Source organism: Pelagibius sp. CAU 1746 (assembly GCF_039839785.1).
In the GTDB taxonomy this organism is placed as follows: Bacteria; Pseudomonadota; Alphaproteobacteria; order Kiloniellales; family Kiloniellaceae; genus Pelagibius.
Map to the genome: position 1 here is coordinate 518,678 of NZ_JBDOQT010000001.1, position 18,629 is coordinate 537,306.

General features: G+C 67.7%; 17 protein-coding genes and 1 tRNA gene. 8 read left to right on the forward strand and 10 right to left on the reverse strand.

What is annotated here, in order from left to right; all coding sequences use genetic code 11:
* Positions 1–6 precede the first annotated feature (6 nt).
* The 4 genes from polA to AAFN88_RS02365 form a co-directional block, all read right to left on the reverse strand.
* The gene (polA, locus tag AAFN88_RS02350) at positions 7–2,784 is read right to left on the reverse strand and encodes a DNA polymerase I (protein ID WP_347517895.1); all 2,778 of its coding nucleotides are present in this window, start codon (positions 2,782–2,784) and stop codon (positions 7–9) included.
* A gap of 82 nt (positions 2,785–2,866) precedes the next feature.
* Positions 2,867–3,043, reverse strand: a complete 177-nt coding sequence (locus tag AAFN88_RS02355; RefSeq protein ID WP_347517896.1) for a zinc-finger domain-containing protein — start codon at positions 3,041–3,043, stop codon at positions 2,867–2,869.
* 59 nt (positions 3,044–3,102) lie between these two features.
* On the reverse strand, positions 3,103–4,542 hold the full coding sequence (locus tag AAFN88_RS02360) for a hypothetical protein (protein ID WP_347517897.1): 1,440 nt from the start codon (positions 4,540–4,542) through the stop codon (positions 3,103–3,105).
* Positions 4,539–5,972 (reverse strand): hypothetical protein, encoded by a 1,434-nt coding sequence (locus AAFN88_RS02365; RefSeq protein WP_347517898.1) that lies wholly within the window; start codon positions 5,970–5,972, stop codon positions 4,539–4,541. The genes AAFN88_RS02360 and AAFN88_RS02365 overlap by 4 nt, the downstream gene beginning before the upstream one ends.
* Positions 5,973–6,396: 424 nt before the next feature.
* Between AAFN88_RS02365 and AAFN88_RS02370 the strand changes: the two genes are divergently transcribed.
* The 3 genes from AAFN88_RS02370 (at position 6,397) to AAFN88_RS02380 (ending at position 8,682) form a co-directional block, all read left to right on the forward strand.
* Entirely contained in the window at positions 6,397–7,380 is a 984-nt protein-coding gene (locus AAFN88_RS02370) for an ABC transporter ATP-binding protein (RefSeq protein ID WP_347521618.1), read from the forward strand.
* Positions 7,367–8,506 (forward strand): lysophospholipase, encoded by a 1,140-nt coding sequence (locus tag AAFN88_RS02375; protein ID WP_347517899.1) that lies wholly within the window; start codon positions 7,367–7,369, stop codon positions 8,504–8,506. Before AAFN88_RS02370 ends, AAFN88_RS02375 begins: the two co-directional genes overlap by 14 nt.
* Positions 8,507–8,605: 99 nt before the next feature.
* Positions 8,606–8,682, forward strand: a tRNA-Arg gene (locus AAFN88_RS02380).
* Between the two features lie 124 nt (positions 8,683–8,806).
* Here AAFN88_RS02380 and AAFN88_RS02385 read toward each other — a convergent pair.
* The gene (locus AAFN88_RS02385) at positions 8,807–10,201 is read right to left on the reverse strand and encodes a PLP-dependent aminotransferase family protein (RefSeq protein WP_347517900.1); all 1,395 of its coding nucleotides are present in this window, start codon (positions 10,199–10,201) and stop codon (positions 8,807–8,809) included.
* 79 nt (positions 10,202–10,280) lie between these two features.
* On the opposite strand from AAFN88_RS02385, the gene AAFN88_RS02390 reads away from it, so the two are divergent.
* The gene (locus tag AAFN88_RS02390; RefSeq protein WP_347517902.1) at positions 10,281–11,237 is read left to right on the forward strand and encodes a DMT family transporter; all 957 of its coding nucleotides are present in this window, start codon (positions 10,281–10,283) and stop codon (positions 11,235–11,237) included.
* Positions 11,238–11,706: 469 nt separating this feature from the next.
* Here AAFN88_RS02390 and AAFN88_RS02395 read toward each other — a convergent pair whose 3' ends face one another.
* Both AAFN88_RS02395 and AAFN88_RS02400 read right to left on the reverse strand, forming a co-directional pair.
* Positions 11,707–12,000, reverse strand: a complete 294-nt coding sequence (locus tag AAFN88_RS02395; RefSeq protein ID WP_347517904.1) for a glycosyltransferase — start codon at positions 11,998–12,000, stop codon at positions 11,707–11,709.
* On the reverse strand, positions 11,997–12,536 hold the full coding sequence (locus tag AAFN88_RS02400; RefSeq protein WP_347517906.1) for a hypothetical protein: 540 nt from the start codon (positions 12,534–12,536) through the stop codon (positions 11,997–11,999). The genes AAFN88_RS02395 and AAFN88_RS02400 overlap by 4 nt, the downstream gene beginning before the upstream one ends.
* Positions 12,537–12,839: 303 nt before the next feature.
* Between AAFN88_RS02400 and AAFN88_RS02405 the strand changes: the two genes are divergently transcribed.
* On the forward strand, positions 12,840–13,271 hold the full coding sequence (locus AAFN88_RS02405) for a VOC family protein (RefSeq protein ID WP_347517907.1): 432 nt from the start codon (positions 12,840–12,842) through the stop codon (positions 13,269–13,271).
* 144 nt (positions 13,272–13,415) lie between these two features.
* Positions 13,416–13,940: a TerB family tellurite resistance protein gene (locus AAFN88_RS02410; RefSeq protein ID WP_347517909.1), complete on the forward strand. Its 525-nt coding sequence runs from the start codon at positions 13,416–13,418 to the stop codon at positions 13,938–13,940.
* Positions 13,941–14,070: 130 nt separating this feature from the next.
* On the opposite strand, the gene AAFN88_RS02415 is transcribed toward AAFN88_RS02410, so the two are convergent.
* Together AAFN88_RS02415 and AAFN88_RS02420 are read right to left on the reverse strand one after the other, a co-directional pair.
* Positions 14,071–14,643: a hypothetical protein gene (locus AAFN88_RS02415; protein ID WP_347517910.1), complete on the reverse strand. Its 573-nt coding sequence runs from the start codon at positions 14,641–14,643 to the stop codon at positions 14,071–14,073.
* Between the two features lie 223 nt (positions 14,644–14,866).
* Positions 14,867–15,571, reverse strand: coding sequence for a septation protein A (locus AAFN88_RS02420; protein WP_347517911.1), 705 nt, complete (start codon positions 15,569–15,571; stop codon positions 14,867–14,869).
* A 279-nt stretch (positions 15,572–15,850) separates the two neighbouring features.
* Between AAFN88_RS02420 and AAFN88_RS02425 the strand changes: the two genes are divergently transcribed.
* Both AAFN88_RS02425 and AAFN88_RS02430 read left to right on the forward strand, forming a co-directional pair.
* Positions 15,851–16,273: a hypothetical protein gene (locus AAFN88_RS02425; protein WP_347517912.1), complete on the forward strand. Its 423-nt coding sequence runs from the start codon at positions 15,851–15,853 to the stop codon at positions 16,271–16,273.
* Between the two features lie 91 nt (positions 16,274–16,364).
* Positions 16,365–16,874, forward strand: a complete 510-nt coding sequence (locus AAFN88_RS02430; protein ID WP_347517914.1) for an MmcB family DNA repair protein — start codon at positions 16,365–16,367, stop codon at positions 16,872–16,874.
* A gap of 13 nt (positions 16,875–16,887) precedes the next feature.
* Here the strand turns inward: AAFN88_RS02430 and rfaE1 are convergent, their stop codons facing one another.
* On the reverse strand, positions 16,888–18,372 hold the full coding sequence (gene rfaE1, locus AAFN88_RS02435; RefSeq protein WP_347517915.1) for a D-glycero-beta-D-manno-heptose-7-phosphate kinase: 1,485 nt from the start codon (positions 18,370–18,372) through the stop codon (positions 16,888–16,890).
* Positions 18,373–18,629 lie beyond the last annotated feature (257 nt).

Consider the following 18,629-nt stretch of genomic DNA (forward strand, 5'->3'; position numbering starts at 1 on the left):
TCCCCCTTAATGCGCCTCGGCCCAGTTGGCGCCGGTGCCGGCGTCGGCGGTGAGCGGCACCGAGAGCTCGACCGCCGGCGCGCAGGCGTTCTCCATCACCTCGCGCACCAGGGCGGAGGTCTCCTCGACCTCCGCCTTCGGCACTTCGAGCAGCAGTTCGTCGTGCACCTGCAGCAGCATGCGCGCGCCGAGCTTGGCGTCTTCCAGCGCCGGGGGCACGCGGATCATGGCGCGCTTGATGATGTCCGCCGCCGTGCCCTGGATCGGCGCGTTGATGGCCGCGCGCTCGGAGAAGCTGCGCCGGGCCGGGTTCTTGTCCTTGATGCCCGGCACGTGGATCTTGCGCCCGAAGAGCGTGGTGACGAAGCCCTGCTCGCGCGCCGCCTTCTTCATCTTGTCCATGTAGGCGCGGATGCCGGGATAGCGCTCGAAGTAGGCATCGATGTAGGCCTTGGCCTCGCCCTGGGCAATGCCGAGGTTCTGCGCCAGGCCGAAGGCGGAGATGCCGTAGATGATGCCGAAATTGATCGCCTTGGCCTTGCGGCGGGTCATGGGGTCCATGCCCTCGACGGGCACGCCGAAAACCTGCGAGGCGGTGATGGCGTGGATGTCCTGGCCCTCGTGGAAGGCCTGCTTCAGTGCGTCGACCTCGGCGATATGCGCGGTGAGGCGCAGCTCGATCTGGCTGTAGTCCACCGACAGCAGCACGTGGTCCTTCTCGGCGACGAAGGCGGTGCGGATCTTGCGGCCTTCCTCGGTGCGCACCGGGATGTTCTGCAGGTTGGGATCGTTGGACGAGAGGCGCCCGGTGGAGGCCACGGCCTGCGAGTACGATGTGTGGACGCGCCCCGTCTCCTCGTTGATCTGGGTCTGCAGGGCGTCGGTATAGGTGCTTTTCAGTTTCGACACCTGACGCCAGTCCAGCACGCGGGCCGGCAGGTCGTGGCCCTGATTGGCGAGGCCTTCCAGGATGTCCGCACCGGTAGCGTAGGCGCCGGACTTGCCCTTCTTGCCGCCGGGCAGGGACATCTCGTCGAAGAGGATCTCGCCCAGCTGCTTGGGCGAGCCGATGGTGAACTCGCGCCCGGCCAGCTTGTAGATCTGCTTCTGCAGCTCGTCGATGCGCTTGGCGAAGTCGTTGGACATGCGGTGCAAGGTGGCGCGGTCGACCTTGATGCCGGTCAGCTCCATCTCCGCCAGCACCTGCACCAGGGGCCGCTCGATGGTCTCGTAGACCGTGGTCAGGCGGTCGCTGACCAGGCGCGGCTTCAGCACCTCGTAGAGGCGCAGGGTGATGTCCGCGTCCTCGGCGGCGTAGTCCAGCGCCTTGTCGAGCGGCACCTTGTCGAAGGTCACCTGGTTCTTGCCGCTGCCGGCGACCTCCTTGAACTTGATGGTCTGGTAGTCGAGGTGAAGCTGCGCCAATTCGTCCATGCCGTGGCCGTGCAGGCCGCCTTCGACCACGTAGGACAGCAGCATGGTGTCATCGACGGGCGCCACGGAGATGCCCTGGCGGGCGAAGACCAGCAGGTCGTACTTGATGTTCTGGCCGACCTTGAGGACGCCGGGATCCTCCAGCAGCGGTTTCAGCGCGGCGATGGCCTTCTTCAGGGGGATCTGCTTCGGCGCCTCGGCGGCGCCGCCGAAGTCCAGGCCGCCGTCGTTGGTATCCGCCGCCTTGTGGCCCAGCGGGACATAGCACGCTTGGCCCGGCGCGGTCGACAGCGAGACGCCCACCAGCTCCGCCGCCAGGGGGTCGAGCGAAGTGGTCTCGGTATCCACCGCAACGATGCCGCGCGCCTGCGCCGCCGCCACCCAACGCTCCAGGGCGGCCATATCCTGCACCAGCTCGTAGGCGGCTTCCTCGGCGGACTCCGGCGCCGCTTCCACCGGCGTCGCGCTCTCCTCGCCGCCGCCCAGCTGGTCGGAGAGGCGGCGCAGCAGGGAGCGGAACTCGTAGCGCTCCAGGAAGGCGCGCAGATCGTCGGGCTCCGGCTGCTTGAGGCCGAAGGTCGTCAGGTCGACCTCGACCGGGGCATTCCGGTCCAGGGTCACGAGCTGCTTGGAGATGCGCGCCAGCTCGGCGTTCTCGATCAGCTTCTCGCGGCGCTTGGGCTGCTTGATCTCCCCGGCGCGCGCCAGCAGGGATTCCAGGTCGCCGTATTCCTCGATGAGTTGGGCGGCGGTCTTCACGCCGATGCCGGGAACGCCGGGCACGTTGTCGGTGGAATCCCCGGCCAGGGCCTGCACGTCGACCACCTTGTCCGGCGTCACGCCGAACTTTTCCTTCACCTCGTCGTAGCCGATCTTGCGGTCCTTCATGGGGTCGAGCATGGCGATGCCGCCGTCGACCAGCTGCATGAGGTCCTTGTCGGAGGACACCACCGTAACCTCGATCCCCGCTTCCCTGGCCAGGCGGGCGTAGGTGGCGATGAGGTCGTCGGCCTCGTAGTTCTGCAGCTCGATGCAGGGCAGGTTGAAGGCCCGGGTCGCCTCGCGGATCGCCGCGAACTGCGGGATCAGATCCTCCGGCGGCTCAGGCCGGTGCGCCTTGTACTCCGGGTAGATCTCGTTGCGGAAGGTCTTGCCCGACTTGTCGAAGATCACGGCGATGGCATCGGCATCGCTGTCGCGCAGCAGCTTCACCAGCATGTTGGTGAAACCGAAGGTGGCGTTGGTGGGCGTGCCGTCGGAGGTGTTGCGCGGCGGAATGGCGAAGTAGGCCCGGAAGATGTAGCCGGAGCCGTCGACCAGATAGAGGTGTTTGTAGGGGGCTTGCGTCATGCCCCGGAGAATGCCGGAGCCCCCCGGCGAAGTCGAGCGCCTAGCAGCCGGAAAGCTGACAGCTGCTGACTGTTCGGCGGCCCTATTCCGCCGCCGCGCCCTGCTTCAGCACGAAGCGGCGCCCGCAGTAGGGGCAGTCGATCTGGCCCTTGCCTTCCATATTGAGGAAGACGCGCGGATGGCCGAGCGGGCCCTTGCCGCCGTCGCAGGCAACCTTAGGGGTGTCCACGTCGATGATTTCAGGCGGCTGCTGAGCCATGGGGGTCGTCTCCGGCAGGGAATTGGCTGGGCGCGATGATAGCGCCGCCGCGCCAGGGTTCAATCTTTCTGTTTTGCGATGTTTTCCGCCGGAATCCGGCTGATGAAGGTCTCGAACTTGCCGCTGGGCCCGCGCGGGATCCCGGCCGCGTAGCTGAAGCGCACCTTAAAGGGGTAGCCGCTGCGGAAGTGCAGCCATTCCCGCAGCTTGGCCTCGTCCTCGGCACCCAGGGGCGCCGCCGTGGCCAGCTTCATCTCGATGTCGTCCAGGCCGTGCTGGAGGATCTGGTACTGGCGGATGCCCGCCACCCCGGCGTGGAAGATGTCGCCCATCATCGGCCAGCCGCGCCGGCCGTCGGGATACCTCAGCGTGTTGCGCTGCCGCCCCAGCACGCGGCTCAACACCGGCAGGCCGCGTCCGCAGGGGCAGGGCGGCCCAACCTCGGCCATATCGCCCAGGGCATAGCGAATCAACGGCATGGCGAAGTTCATCAGCGAAGTGATCACCACTTCGCCGGCCTCGCCGGGGCCGCAGGCCTCGCCGGCCTCGTTCAGCACCTCCAGGAGCACCGCCTCGCCCTGCACATGGTAGTGCTCCTGCTCGGGGCATTGCAGCGCCAGCAGGCCGGTCTCCTGGCAACTGTAGCCGTCGACGATGGGCAGCCCCCAGACCTCACGGCACAAGTCCCGCGTCTCCGGCGGCAGGGTCTCGGAGAGGGTGCGCACCTCCCGGAGTCCGGGGATCGTGATCGCCTGCTCCCGGCAGTGGAGCAGCAGCTCGCGCAGGGTCGAAGGATAGGTCAGCAGATAGGCCGGCCTGACCCGCAACAGCCACTCGGCCTGCTGCGGCGCGGTGGTGTTGATGTTCAGCATGTTGCAGGGCCCGCCGGGGAAGAGACCCGAAGCCGAACTGCCCCAGTCCTTCGCCAAGGCACCCTGCGGATAGTCGGCGGCACCCGCCGGATAGGGCCGGATGGCGGCGAGCCGGCCGCGGGGATCGCGCCGCTGCGAGAGATGGTCGCGCAGGGTGAGCGCCTCCCACACGAGCTGCGTGAGCTGCGTGCCGCGGACCGTCACCACCTGGCCGGTCGAGCCGCTGGAGCTGGTCTCGTGGACCTCGCCATGGCGCGGCGGCACGACCGGGCTCGCCAGCGCTTCTCCGGCCTGCTGCAGCTCGCCGCGGCGCAGCGCCGGGATGCGGGACCAGACCCGGGGCGTCAACGCCGTTCCGGGATGAAAGCCCGCCCCGGCCAGACGTTCCCGGTAGAAGGGCACATGGCGCCAGGCATGATCCAACAGCGCCGCGGCCTGGCGGAACTGCTGGCGGCGCAGCTCCCCGGGCGGCCACCACTGGCTGCGGTCGAGCTGCTGCAGCAGCGCCGCCGTCAGCGCCACCCCGGGACGCGGCAACGCCGGCCAGACGGTGGCCGGGTCGCCCGTGGGCAGGGGCAGGGGCATCGGCTTCCCGACGCCGCCGCCCCGCGCGGCCGGCGGGTTCACGCCTTTCGCTCCCGCAGCTCCCGCACCTGCGCCTCCGTAACGTCGCAGCGGAAGTCCTGGAACTTGCCGCCGGGCCCGCGCGGGATCTCCTCGTGGTAGGTCACCCTGATGGGGAAGTCGTGCTGGCTGCGATAGCGGAACCACTCGATGAGCTTGCCTTCCTCGATTCCGGTCAGGCGCCGGTCGGCGACGATCTTCAACTCGATGTCGTCGACGCCATGCTGGATGGCCTGAAACTGCCGGACCTCGGGGAACTGCGAATAATTGAACTCGCCCATCAGGGCCCAGGCCTTGCGGCCGTCGGGATAGACCAGCATGTCGCGGACGCGCCCGAGAACGCGTTTGAGCACCGGCAGGCCGCGCCCGCAGGAGCAGACTTCGCCGACCTCCGCCAAATCACCGACGGCATAGCGGATCATCGGCATGGCGAAGTTGACAAGCGGCGTCACCACCACCTGGCCCACCTCACCGGGAGCGCAGGGCTGCCCGGCCTCGTCGATCACCTCCAGCAGCACGGACTCCGACTGGGCGTGGTAGTGCTCGTGATCCGGACACTGGAGGGCGAGATAGCCCGCCTCCTGGGTGCTGTACATGTCGATGACCTTGAGACCCCAGACCTCGCGGCACAGCTCCCGCGTCGCCGCCGGCAGAGCCTCGGAGAGCGTGCGCACTTCCCGCAGCTTCGCCAAGGCGACGCCCCGCTCCTTGCAGAGCAGCAGCAGATCGCGCAGCGCCGAGGGATAGATCAGCAGGTAGTCGGGCTGCTGGCGCTGCAGCCAGTCGAGCTGTTCCTCGACACGGGCGACGACCGACAGCATGACGCCGGGGCCGGTGTCGAACAGGCCGCGCATCGACCGGCCCCAGGAGTCGCCGCGGGCGCCCTCGGGGTAGCCGGCGACGTCGTTGGGAAGAGCGCGGATCGCCGCCAGGGTGCCGCTGAAATCCCGCCGGTGCCACAGGTGCTCGCGCAGCGTGAGCACGTCGTAGAAGAGCTGCGTCATAGCCGTGCCGCGCGCCGTGATCGGCCGCCCGGTGGACCCGCTGGTGGTGAGCTCGTAGGTCTTCCCGTGCCGCTCCGGCACCGCCGGGCTGAACAGCGCCGCGCCCGCGCGCTGCAGGTCCGCCCTGCTCAATACCGGGATATTGGCCCAAACCTCCGGGGTAGGCACCTTGCCGGGCAGGTGGCCGGCCAGAGCCAGGCGGTCGCGGTAGAACGGCAAGTGACGGTAGGCGTGGTCGAGCAGGGCGCCCGCCTGAAGCAGTTGGCGGGCCCGGAGCTCCTCCGGCGCCAGCCACTGGCTCTCCTCCAGTTGTTGCAGCAGGGACGCGGTCAGTGCCGGGCCCGGGCCGGGCAGCGCCGGCCAGGCCACGGAGGCATGGGCGCTGGGCAGGCTGCGGAACGGAGACCGGGATTCGGGCGGACGGCTCATACCTTGGGGATAGCACTGACGGCGAAGCGGGCGAAAGAGCTTAGCACAGGCCCCCGGAGCCCGCGCCCGGCGCCGCGCGGCGGCGCTTTTCCGGCCTCGGAGGCAGATAACGAGGCCGAGAACGGCGGTTTCGCGCCCCTGCGCGGCGGCGCAAGAGGCCTCTTGGCCCCGCGTTGGCCCCCGCATCGACCGTCACATTGACCGTTGGGGGGGCCGGTGCTACCCATGGCCGCCGCATCCCGGCCACGGCGCCGCCGCAGGGCCGCGCCCCGAAGGCGATCCGGGAAGACCAGAAAAGGCAAAGATGAGCAGCGACACCTCTCCTCCCGCCGGCGGCGACCGGCACGTCCGCGTGGTGCCGGGGCCGGCAGCCGCAACCGCCGGTACGGCGCGCGACGCCGCGGCCATCGCGGCCTTGCCCGAGATGGCGGTTTCCGTGCAGGGCCTGACCAAGACTTACAAGGCCAGCGGCAAGGCCCCGGCCAAGACCGCTCTGAGCGCCGTCGACCTGAACATTCCGCGCGGTTCCCTCTTCGGCCTGCTGGGCCCCAACGGCGCCGGCAAGTCGACCCTGATCAACATCCTGGCCGGCCTGGTCAATAAGACCGCGGGCAGCGCCAGCATCTGGGGCTACGACATCGACGCCAACCCGCGCCAGGCGCGCGCGGCCATCGGCGTGGTGCCGCAGGAACTGAACATCGACCCCTTCTTCACGCCGCGCGAGCTGCTGGAGCTGCAGGCCGGGCTCTACGGCGTGCCGCCGGCCGAGCGCATGAGCGACCGGATCCTCGCCGCCATGGGCCTGGCCGACAAGGCGGAGGCCTATGCCCGCACGCTGTCCGGCGGCATGCGACGGCGCCTCATGGTGGCCAAGGCCATGGTGCATCAGCCGCCCGTGCTGGTGCTCGACGAGCCGACCGCCGGCGTCGACATCGAGCTGCGCCAGCAGCTCTGGGCCAACGTGCGCGAACTGAACCGCGCCGGCACCACGGTGCTGCTGACCACGCATTACCTGGAAGAGGCTGAGGAACTCTGCGACCGCATCGCCATCATCAACCATGGCAAGGTGATCGCCTGCGACGACACCGAAAGCCTGCTGGCGCGCGTCGACAACAAGGCCCTGACCCTGATCTTCGACCGTGAGCTGGACGGCGTGCCGGACTCCCTCGCCGCCTTCAACCCGGAGCAGACCGGGCGGCGGCGCCTGTTGTTCCACTACCACGCCAGCGACAGCCCGGTGCCGCAGATCCTGGACGCCGTCTGCGCGGCCGGGCTCTCGGTGATCGACATGTCGACCGAGGAAGCCGACCTGGAGGACATCTTCCTGCAGCTCACCCGCGGCGCGCACGACACACCGCCCGAAGGCTCCGCCGCCAGGGCCAAAAGCGGCGACGATGCGGCGGCCTGAGGCTTCCCGCGCCGCCAAACCCCGCTTGGCCAACCTGGGCCTGGCGGCCCTGCTGCTGATCCCCTTGCTGACCCTGGGTGCCTGCGCGCCGCGCCTGGCCCCGCCGGGGCCCGGCCTGGCCGCGACCGGCCTCACCGCAGCGGCCTTCACCGAAGCGGCCTTCGTCACCGCCGACGGAACCGCGCTGCCGCTGCGGTCCTGGCAGCCCGAAGACGGCGAGCCGCGCGGCGTCGTCCTCGCCCTCCACGGCTTCAACGACTACAGCCACGCCTTCGCCGAGTCCGGCCCGGCGCTGGCCGCCAAGGGCCTGCTCGTCTACGCCTACGACCAGCGCGGCTTCGGCGAGGCGCCGCACCGCGGGTTCTGGGCCGGGACCGACGTGCTGACCGGCGATCTGGGCGAGGCCGCGGCGCTGCTGCGCCACCGCCACCCCGGGCTGCCGCTCTATCTGCTGGGCGAGTCGATGGGCGGAGCGGTGATCCTCGCCGCCCTGGCCCGGCCCGACGCCCCCCCGGCGGTGACCGGGGCCGACGGCGTGATCCTGGCCGCCCCGGCGGTCTGGGCGCGCTCGACCATGCCGTTCCACCAGCGCGCCGCCCTGTGGCTCGGCGCGCGGCTCTTCCCCTGGGCGAAGTTCACCGGCCGGGGCCTGGGCATCCAGGCCTCCGACAACATCGAAATGCTGCGCGCCCTGGGCCGCGACCCGCTGTTCATCAAGGAGACGCGGACCGATGCGATCTATGGCCTGGTAAACCTCATGGATGCCGCCCTGGCCTCCGCGCCCAAGGTGGAGACCCCGGCGCTGCTGCTTTACGGCGAGAAGGACGAGGTGGTGCCGGCCGAGCCGGTGATGGCGTTCTGGCGTGGCCTGCCGCCGGGGACCGCCGCCCAGACCCCGGCCCGCCGGCGCTTCGCCCTCTATCGCGAGGGCTGGCACATGCTGCTGCGCGATCTACAGGCCCAGACCGTGATCGACGACATCGCCGCCTGGACCCGCGACCGGGCCGCGCCGCTGCCCTCCGGCGCCGAGGAAACCGCCGCCGCCGCGCTAGAGGGCGAAGACGGAGCTGGAAAAGCGGCCGGCGACGAGACCGCCGCCACGGCCTGCGACGCCGCCGCCTGCTGAAATCCGCGGCGACCGGCCCCCGCAAAGCCCTTTGCGCCCCTCGGGTTCTTGCAGTATTGTCCCGCCGTTCCAAGAGGGGCCGGCCGGCCCCCCTCACGGGGACCCGTAGCTCAGCTGGATAGAGCGCTGCCCTCCGAAGGCAGAGGTCACAGGTTCGAATCCTGTCGGGTCCGCCACTTCCCCTCAGCCAAGACGTCAGGTAAAGCTGACTTTCCGTCATATCGCTAAATCAGATCGTATATGTAAGCGAAGCAGTCTTTCGCAGCGAACGGCTGTTTTTGCACCTACGCCAATCGCTGTTCAGATCACCAGTGACGTTCCACTCGGCTTTTGCTGCAACACGCCGGATATAGTTGCGAGGCCGCGTTTAAGGCGGTCTTCGTTCGGCTCGTGACTGACGCAAATGCGGATGGCTTCCGGTGCATCCCCCACATTCATCGCGAAACTGCGCCCCTCACTGACCCGAACGCCCAGGCGCGCGCACTCCGCGCTGAATGCATCGGCACGCCATCCTTCCGGCAGTGGCATCCAGACGTGAAAGCCCTCTGAAACATCCGGGATCGCGTTGCCCCCTAGGGCGCGCTGCACAAGCTGCTGGCGGTGCAAGGCGGCACGCTGCTGACATTCGGTAAGCTTGACTGCCGTACCGTCCCTAACCAACCGACTGGCCACCTCCAATGTCATAGGGGGCGCCATCCACACGCTCAAGTTCACCGATTGATGCAGCGCGGGTGCGAACTTTCCAGGGGTCTTCAAGAAGCCTACACGCAATCCGGGCGCGACGGTCTTGGACAGACTGGTCACGTAGATGGTTGTGTCCGGTGCCGCCTGCACGATAGGTGCTGGCTTGCCGCGCTTGAGCGGTCCGAACACATCGTCTTCGATCAGAACTACGCCGTATCGGTCGGCGATTTCCGCGATCCTCAACCGTCGTGCCTCGGACAGCGTTATCGTCGTAGGCGCCTGCAAGGTCGGGGTCAGATAGAAGGCCTTCGGGTTTGCCTCACGGCACCATGTTTCGAACGACTCCGGCACCACGCCCTCGGCGTCCATCGCGACGGCCCCCGTTTGAAGATCAAGACGCGCCGCCATGGCGAGAATTGGGGTGTATGTCAGAGCCTCGGCCAGCAACAGATCGCCAGGCTGCAACAGCGCCATCAAGATGCTCAATATTCCATGCTGCCCACCGATGACCGGGATGACGCATTCAAGGTCTGCATCCACACCGCAGGTCGCAAGCCACATCTGACCAGCCTCGCGGTGATGCACGAGGTCCCTATCGGTCTGGTAGTCCAGCAGAGACCGCAAACCTGCGTCACTCGCGATATCTGACATCACACGACGAATGTGCGGCTCGGAAAACCCCGGCATCGGCAGATTGCGGGAAAGGTCAGTCGGCCCGCTGTCAGTCCGGCGCAGTGTCTCGGGCTCGGCTTGCGCTGGTTCGGCGCTGGCCGACCGCACGAACGTCCCACGGCCAACCTCGCCTTTTAGGAGCGCCCGTTTCACGGCCTCGGCGTAAGCCCGGCTGGTCGTGTTTGGCGATATGCCGAGTTGATATGCCAGCTCACGGTGTGGCGGAAGACGCATCCCGGCCGGCAATCGGCCCGTCGCGATGTCTTCCGCCATAGCCTCGACGATCCGGAGATACTTCGGGCCGTCTCGGTCCGACAGGTCGGGCACCCAAATTGCCATCAGATCAATCTTTCTATTGCACTCATTCATTCATGAATGCAATTCGTGTATAGGTCAATGCAATTTATGGACCTCCGCTATGGCGCTTTTGTCTCCATCAGCGGGGAAAGGCATCGCCCTCTCCCTCGTCAGCCTCATTCTGCTCGGCATCATGCCGATCATCTCGAACCTTCGTGCCGCCGATGTAGGGGCGCTCAGTTTCGCCTTTGCGCTGTCCGTCTGGCAGGTCGTGTTCGCAGCGCCTCTTTTCGTTTGGGAGATGCGCAGCGGGACCAGGGGGATTTTCGGCCTTCATCTATCCCGCCGCGAACGGGGCCGGATGATCCTCGTCGCGCTGTTCACGGGGACACTGTTCGGTCTCTCGACCTATCTCTACGTCCTCGGTGTCGAAAAAGCCGGGGCGGCGAACGCGGCCGTCGCGATCCAGGCCTATCCGTTGTTCGCGATCCTCTGGGAATCCCTATTTCTCAAGCGCCGCAAGACCGCCGTCGAGCTGGCCCTGACCACTGTGCTGATCGGCTCGCTCTACTACCTCGGCACGGGCGGCACGTTCATGATGTCGGGTCTGTCCCCATGGTTCTTGGTCTCGCTCGGGGTGCCCCTGCTGTGGAGCATCGCACATGTCATCATAAAGGAGGAACTGAGCAACACGCCCGTCACGCCTGCGCAGGTGACGTTCTTCCGAGTTGCGGTCTCGGCGCTTTTCCTTCTGGTCATTCTGGCTGTCGTGGTGCCGGCAGGAATTCCCTTGGGCGTCGGTGCAATCTTCCAAACGATGTCGGCGATCATGGGCTTGGTCTACTTCCTTGAGCTGATCGTCTGGTTCTACGCAGTGCGCCATATCGACGTGTCGCTGGCCAGCTCGATCACCACGCCATGGCCTGCCCTGACGATGGTTCTTGCCGTGCCATTCCTTGGCGATGATATCGCGCCCTATCAGGTTGTGGCGTTGGTAATCGTCGTGGCGTGCATCTACGGCCTGACACTCGCCAGCCTGAGAAACGGCCGAGTGGAACCGGCAGCACCGGAGGCATAAGTGATGCTCAACATTCTCGCCCGCGCAATGATGATCGCCAGCCGTTGCGAACCACTTGAAAGAGGGTCGGTCAGAACGAAGGGTGGCTCTGTGCTGCAAGGCAAGGACGACAACGATTGCCGGTGCCTGCATCGCAGCGTCGAGGATAAGGCCACCCAAATAGACGGGGAAAGCTGCATGTGCCGAAGCGTAAAAAATGCGCCAGTCCAGCGAAACTTGCCCTGACCAATGCTGCCGTTCAATTTCATACGCCAAAGGCCCGTTTCATCCCGCCTTCCAAAGGGCCTCGACTTCGTCTTTCAAATCATCGATCGTCTCAATCTCACGCTGACATGGTACAAGAGCCGCCATGTCTGACGGACCGTTCCGTCGAAACGTCATCGTGTAGGCGTTACCTCCGAAGGCGAAGGCCACAGGTTCGAATCCTGTCGGGTGCGCCAAAAATCCCTAAAGTGCGAAAAGCCCGGCCCTACAACGCTTCTTGCATGACTTCGATGAGGTCGTCGGCAAGGTTTGCGGTGGCGAACTCCGTCAACGCCTTGTGGCGGCCGGCCTCGGCGATGGCCTGGGCCCCGTCGAGACGCTCGCGGAAGTAGGGGGCCAGGGCCGAAGGATCGCAGTCGTCCATGAAGAGAAGCTCCCGGCCCTCGGCGAAGCGTCCGGCCAGGTGGCTGTTCTTGTCGGAGATCACGCAACAGCCCAGCAGCATGGCGTTGCTCACCCGCTCGGTCACGAAAGCGGTGGCGGTGTAGGTCGGCGTCACGTTGACGGCGAACTTGGACTCGAGGACGATCCGGCGCGCGCGGGCGGCTTCGATTCTGCCCAGCAGCTCGATATTGGGGCGCCGCTCCAGCCCCGGCACAAGGTGCCGGCCTTCGGGTCCAGGGTAACGACCATGCGCAACTCCGGATCCAGCCGCGCCAGTCCGGCGAGGGTTTTCAGGCGGCGGTCCAGGCGGATGCGCAGATCTATGCAGGACAGCACCAGCAGGGCCGCGCGATCCGCCTGGGACATGGGACGATTGAGGATCAGCGGCGTGCCGAAGTGGCGCTGAAAGGAGTCCAGGAAGAGCGCCAGTATGGAGGCGTTGCGCAGCAGCAGCCCGGTCCCGTAGACCTCGTCGATCACCTTGACCATGGGGCTCGCCGTCTTGGCGTAGTGTGCCCTCAACTCCTCCACGGAGGGAGTCGTCACGTTGAAGCTGCACAGCATGAAGGCGTCGAGCGGCCGTTCGGCCAGGGGCCGGACTTCCTCCGCCGCCGGCGGGGCCTCGCTGACCACCCGCAGCAGATCCGACAATGCGGAGAAATCCTCTTGTTTCCGTCGAAAAACCTTCCAGGCGTTCGCCGGTCGACAATCGTCCGCTCCCCGGTTTCGCGCGGCACCGCATGGGGCTGCGTCGGGAGGCCTTTGTCAACCGCGCGGGGGGCGGTTGTGGCGCCCGGCATCCGCGAGGGCCGGGGTCTTTCACTTCATTATTCCTATACCAGGAATAAAGACTTTCCATTTCTCCCGCTTCTGTCTGATAGCGGAATTCTCTAGGGGAAGGGGCGGCGTGCCGGAGGCCGCTGCCTCGACCCGAAAACCAAGGAGAATTGACCGATGACCGAAACCGCCGGATCACCCGCCACGCCCCCCTTGACCAGTGGCGTCCATCACGTCGGCCTGACGGTGCCGGACCTGCCCCAGGCCCGCGCCTTCTTCCTCGATGTCCTGGGCTTCACTCAGGTCGGCGAAAAGCCGGACTATCCTGCCGTCTTCGTTTCCGACGGCACCATCATGGTCACCCTGTGGCAGGCGGCGGACCCGCAAAATGCCCAGCCTTTCGACCGCAAGAACGCCATCGGCCTGCACCACCTGGCCCTGCAGGTCGAAAGCGGCGCAGCCTTGGAGACCCTGCACCGCAAGCTGGCCGCGAGCGAGGGCGTCGCCATCGAGTTCGCGCCGGAATCCCTGGGCGGCAGCGCCATACGTCACATGATGTGCGCCATCCCCGGCGGCATCCGCGTCGAGTTCATCGCCCCGCAAGGCTAAAGAGGCCGACCGAGCGGGCGGACCTGTCCGCCTGCGTGTTATTGCACCTCCTCACACCAATCTCCGATTGAGATTCGGCGCCGTCTGGGCAATCCTTGATCCGGTTTCAGGGTGCCCGGCGGGGCTTCGCGGGCGGAGGCGGCTATGCACATTGTTCTGGCGGTCCTGGGGATCGCCGCCGGTATCGGGGTCTGGCTGTGGCGCGCCCACATGGCGGCGCGCGCGGCCGGCGAGCTGATGGACACCGCCGACGACATCCGCTCCGCCCTGCGCCGCTTCGGCTATCGCCGCAAGGCCAACGCCAATCCGCTCGACGGCATTGACGATCCGCGCCTGGCCGCCGCCGGCGTCCTCGCCGCCTTCGCCAAGATGGAAGGCGGCATCGGCCGCGCCGAGGTCGAGGCGATTTCCGAGGAGTGCCGCCGCGCCTTCCGGACCGACGCGGCCGAGGCTGCGCAGATCGGCGCCTACGGCCGTTGGCTGGTGCAGCAGTCGGCCAACATGGACGAAGCGGTCCGCCGCCTGGCCCGCAATCTGGAAGGCAAGCTGTCCGAGGCCGAGAAGGACCAGTTCCTGGAGATGATCGAGCGCGTCGCCTCCATCGACGACGGCGCGCTGACCGACGGACAGCGCCACACCCTGGCCCAGCTCGCCAGCCAGCTCAACTGACGCCCCGGTCCGCCTCGGGGCAAGACCCCCGGCCCGCGGGCCGGCAAGCTGGCCGCCGGAGACCGGGCTTCGGAAGAGGGAACCCTCTGAAACGGCGGATCGCTCCGCCGGGCGGCACGCCGCCGCTCCCTCAATCCCGCTGAGTCTGAGGCTCCAGGCGCAAACGCAGGGAGGCGAAGCGCACATCCTGGGCGCGCAGTTCCTCGGGCACCGCGGCGAGCAGCGCCGCCGCCTCCCGGTGCCGCTTGAGTTCCAGACAGGCTTCGATGCGGGCGATGATGAGGTCGGTCAGATGGCTGCGGTGCCGGGCATCTTCCAGCCACGGCAAGGCCTCATCCAGCAGCTCCAGGACGCTGGCGTAGTCGCCGTTGCTGCGCAGGGCGGTGACGGCGAAGTGGGCGCTGCGCCCGGCGGTGTTCACGTAAACCTGCGCCGGACCGGCGCCGTAGCGGTCGAAGAGCCGCCGGCAGACCTGATAGCAGGCCAGCGCCAGCGCCAGGCTGGTCTCGGGGTCACGGGCGCCGACGTGGTCGGCGGTCACCTGGTCCAGCGCCACCACGGCGATGCTGGGTTCGTCGGAGCCGGCGAGCTGCAAGGCGACGTCGCGGGTCATGGTCGCCGGCAAGGCGGCAAGAACGGCCTGCCGGTCCCGCGGCGTACCCACCGTGAAGGCCTGAACGATCGCGCTGGTGTCTGGCCCCATGCACTGTCCCCTGTCCAAGATGCCCTCGCACAACGGCGGCCCTATAGCGCCGCCCCGAAGGCACCTCCCGAAGGGACCCCCCACACAGCTTCATCACGGGGCTCGCTACTTGAAGTATGAGAAGCGCCTGCGCCCAGGGTCAATCGCCCCAAGGGGGTAGCCCGATCGGACGAAGCCCGGGACAAGCGGGCGCAGCCGCGGACCGCCGCAGGTGCGGAGAGGTTCAGTCCGCTTCCTGGCGGTTCTTCGCATCCTCCGGCGGCTCGCCGAAGGCAGGCATATGCGCCCGCATGAAATAGATCTGGGAGGCGACGAAGACGAAGGTGAGGACGAGTATTCCGAATACCTTGAAGGTCACCCAGAAGTCCGTCGACTGGGTACGCCAGACGGCCTCGTTCAAGGCCGCCATGACGAGGAAGAAGAGGGCGAAGCGGAACGACAGTTTGTGCCAGCCTTCGTCATCCAGCGGCCAGGCCGTGCCCAGCAGCGGCTTCAGCAGCGGCCGCTTGAACAGCAGCCCGCCGAAGAGCACCGCCGCGAAGATAAGCTGCACGATCGTCGGCTTCATCTTGATGAAGGTATCGTCGTCCAGCCACAGCGTCAGGCCGCCGAAAACGCCGACGATGACCGCCGTCACAACCGGCATCGGCGGCACCCGCCGCTCGATCGCCAGGGCCAGCACCAGGGCCACGGCGGTGGCCACCATGATGGCCACCGTCGCAGAGGTCAGGTCGGCCAGCCAATAGACCGCGAAGAAGGCCGCCAGGGGGCCATAGTCGACGAGCTGGCGCAGCCACGACGGGCCCGCCTTCGGCCCTGCCGGCCGGCCGGCGTCTGGGCCGGGCCGGGAGTCTCCCCCCGGACCGGTTTCGGAGCCAGAAGCCCCTGAGCCCGTTTCAGGCCCGCTCTCCGGCGGGGATGGCGCCATCTCGAGAAACCTCCAACACGCGACGTGATCTTGAGTGGCAAATATAGGGGCTCGGCGGGGCGATTGCACCCTGCCGGACGGCCCAACTCCGCCGTTTGTGAAGTCGGCCGGAATCAACGCCAAGCGGCGCCGCGCCGCGCCGGGAGCCGCCTCAATGCCGCGAAAACCCTGCTGAACGCCTTGGATTTGCGCGAAATTTTTGAGAGCGCTTAAGAGCTTCTTAAAAGCTGCTGTGACAATCTCCGGTCAAGCAACGACAGATGGCAGGGAGCAAGGCCCATGTTCCAGCAGACCGCGACGCCGGAAGAAATCAACCAAGGCGCCGTTCATCTCCCCGCCGCCTCCGCTGCCGCAGCAGACGCCTCCCACGCCTCGCGCGACCCCTTTATCGACCACTATTTCAAGCGCATCGACCCGCGCGTCGCCGAGACCTTCACGCATGAGCAGCGCGAAGCGATCAAGGCGATGTTCGGAGCCCGCGGCATGGCCCAGCACGCGGTCGAGGTCCGCCGCTCCCTGCCGATCGGCCGGCGCCGCTACTACCTGGTGCTGCTGCTGGGGCGCGAACGACGCACCTTCGGCCGGCTCCACGCCGAGGGAGCGATCTCCGGCTCCTTCAACCTTCTGGGCTATGCCATCACCGCCGCGCTGTGGGCGCTGCCGGCGGCCGGCGCTGCGCTGCTGCTGCAAGCCATCCTTTAAGTCCCTTGCCCCCGGCGCCTTTGGCATGAGGGCGTCAACATGATGGCCGGCCCCGAATGACAGCCGGGGGGTGCCGGGCTATGCTCGGGCCATGCCGGTCCCACCGAACAGCCACCTCGCCATGATGGCCGCCGATCCGGCCGCCGAGCTGACCCGCACCAACGCCGCCGGGCTGATCGCCCGCGGCCTGACCCGCAGCTTCGCCGCTCACGGCCTGGTGAGCCTGCCTGAATTCACGCTGCGCTCGGGCCGGCGCGCCGACCTTTTCTGCCTCGACGCCAAGAGCCGCATCACCATCGTCGAGATCAAGTCGAGCGTGGAGGACTTCCGGACCGACCGGAAGTGGCCGGACTATCTGGACTACTGCGATTACTTCTACTTCGCGGTGCCGGAGAGCTTCCCCCAGGAGCTGATTCCCACGGACCAGGGGCTGATGGTCGCCGACGGCTACGGCGCCACGGTGATCCGCGAGTCTGGCGAATTCACCCTCAACGCCGCGCGGCGACGCGCCCTGGTGCTGCAGTTCGCGCAGCTCGCCGCCCAGCGCCTGCAAGGCCTGACCGACCCGGATGCCCTGCCGGGCGCGCTCGAGAGTTTCTGAAACAGAGAGAAGCTCAGCCGCCGTTCAGGCGTGCGATGGTCGCCGTGGTGGAATGGCCCGGCGACAGCTCGGCCAGCACGACCTTGCCGCCATAGGCCTGCACGATGTCGGCGCCCACCACCTGCTCGACGCTGTAGTCGGCGCCCTTGACCAGCACATCGGGCTTCAGTGCCTCGATCAGCGCCAGCGGCGTGTCCTCGCCGAAGAGCACGACGCGGCTGACGCTGGCCAGCGAGGCCAGCACCGCGGCCCGCGCGGCCTCGCCCTGCACCGGACGCGTCTCGCCCTTGAGCCGGCGCACCGAGGCGTCGCTGTTGAGGCCGACGATAAGGCGGTCGCAGGCGGCGCGCGCCTGCTCCAGCAGCGAGACGTGGCCCGGATGCAGCAGGTCGAAGCAGCCGTTGGTGAAACCGATCTTGAGGCCCGCCTTGCGCCACTGCGCGACCTGCTCGCCGAGGCTGTCCAGGTCGGCCACCTTGGCCTCGGCGGCCAGCAGGTCGGAGGCGTGCAGCGCGTGCAGGATCTCGCCCGGCCGGGCCACGGCGGTGCCCAGCTTGCCGACCACGATGGCCGCCGCCACGTTGGCGAGCTGCGCCGCGGTCACGGCGTCCAGGCCCGCGCCAAGTGCGGCGGCGAAGGTGGCGACCACGGTGTCGCCGGCGCCGGAAACGTCATAGACCTCCCGCGCCTCGGCCTTCAGGTGGTGGACGCCCGCGTCCGTGGCGAGGGTCATGCCTTGTTCGCTGCGCGTGGCCAGCACCGCGGCGACGCCGGCCTCGGCGATGACTTTGCGCGCCGCCGCCGCCACGGCGTCGCCGTCGCCGGTGGCCAGGCCGCTGGCCTCGGCCAGTTCGCGGCGGTTGGGCGTCACCCAGGCGGCGCCGCGGTAGCGGGCGAAGTCGCGGCCCTTGGGATCGACGACGACCGGGCAGCCGTGCGCGCCTGCCGCGGCCACCACGGCGGCGATCAGCGCCTCGTCCAGCAGACCCTTGCCGTAGTCGGAGATGATGACCGCCGAGGCCTTGGCCACGGCCGCCAAGGCCGCCGTCTTCACCCTGGCCTTGGTCTCGGCGTCGAGGCCGCCCTCCGGGTCGCGGTCGACCCTCAGCAGCTGTTGGCCGGCGGCGATGAAGCGGTCCTTCATGGTGGTGCGGCGCGCTGGCGTGCGCAGCAACTCGATCTCGCCCGCCACCGGCTCCAGGCAGGTCCGCGCCAACTCCTCGACCTCGGCCCCGGCCGCGTCCTCTCCGACCACGGCGATGCCGTGCGGCCGCGCGCCCAGCGCCGCCAGGTTGCGCAGCACGTTGCCGGCTCCGCCCAGCATCGCGCTTTCCTGGGCGATGCGCAGCACCGGGATCGGCGCTTCCGGCGAGATGCGCTCGACAGTGCCGTAGACGAAGCGGTCCAGCATGATGTCGCCCAGCACCAGGACCGGCACCCCGGCGAGGCGCTCCAGCGCGGCGGCCAGGTCCGAACGTTCAGGGCCTGGGGAGGGCATTCCGCCGCTGTCCGATTTCTTGTCCATAGCTGCCTGCCATTGTCGCTCGATTCGGGGACGCAAGGTTGAATAGATTGGTCTGTGTTCGACTAAAAAGCTTGCTCTGACCACCTGCCCCGGCCGTTGCCCTACTGGATCGCGCGAAACCAGGCAAGCGAAACCGCGGAATTCGCGCAGTCCGGTCAGAAATACCGCCCTCGCCGGAATGCGCAAAGAGAGAGTTAACCAAATCGAAAGCGACAAGTCCCTAAGCTCTC